At 61.5% G+C, this 1,073-nt stretch carries 1 protein-coding gene; it reads left to right on the top strand.

Annotated features, from left to right (window positions below):
- On the top strand, positions 1-1,073 hold a 1,073-nt coding region (locus tag NX775_RS23885; RefSeq protein WP_258838248.1), incomplete at both ends, for an amino acid adenylation domain-containing protein.

The following is a 1,073-nucleotide window of genomic DNA, read 5'->3' as shown; positions in this document are numbered from 1 at the left end:
GCGCCAGCCGGATGGCACGGCCGTCGTCTTCGAAGACCAACACCTGAGTTACGACGAACTGAACCGCCGTGCCAATCGTTTGGCACACCGCCTCATCGCCCAGGGCGTCGTCCCCGACGCACGCGTGGCCATCTGTGCCGAGCGCAGTTTGGAGATGGTCGTCGGCCTGCTGGCGATCCTGAAGGCAGGCGGCGCCTATGTCCCGCTCGATCCGGCCTCTCCAAGCGATCGCCTCGCCTATATGCTAGGCGACTGCGCCCCTTCGGTCATTTTGACCCAAGGGACCCTGATGCAGCACGTGCCGATAGAAGCTTCGGTGCCTGTCCTGCTGCTCGACGACTTCGAATCGGTCTTCGACACGCACACCGATCACAATCCGGTAGTGACGGCGCTGCGGGCGCATCACTTGGCCTATGTGATTTACACCTCCGGCTCGACCGGCATACCCAAAGGTGTCATGAACGAGCACCATGCGGTGGCGAATCGTCTGCACTGGATGCAGCAACAGTTTGGGATCGATGCTGGCGACCGCGTCTTGCAGAAGACACCGTTCAGCTTTGACGTCTCCGTATGGGAATTCTTCTGGCCGCTGCTGGCTGGAGCTACCATTGTGCTCGCCCGTCCGGAAGGCCACAAATCGCCCGAATATCTGCGCCAACTAATCGACAACGCAGGTGTGACGACGCTGCACTTTGTGCCTTCCATGCTACAAACCTTCGTCGAGCACAGCGGCGACTGGCGGGCTGCGAGTGTGCATAGGGTCTTCTGCAGCGGCGAAGCGCTGCCGCCGGCCTTGCGCGCACACTTCGTCTCGACATGGCCGGATATCAGTCTGCATAACCTGTATGGCCCAACCGAAGCGGCAGTGGACGTAACATGGTTCAACTGCAGCAAACATACCTGGACGCATCTGGTGCCGATCGGCAAGCCGATCGCCAATACGCGTATCTATGTCCTCGACCCGCATGGCCGGCCGGTACCGATCGGCGTGGCCGGCGAAATCCACATCGGCGGCGTACAGGTCGCACGCGGCTACCTGAACCGGCCGGAACTGACCGCCGAGCGATTCGTCG

It is taken from the genome of Massilia aurea, from assembly GCF_024753205.1.
Taxonomy (GTDB): domain Bacteria; phylum Pseudomonadota; class Gammaproteobacteria; order Burkholderiales; family Burkholderiaceae_D; genus Telluria; species Telluria aurea.
This window is presented reverse-complemented; position numbering and strand designations above follow the sequence as displayed.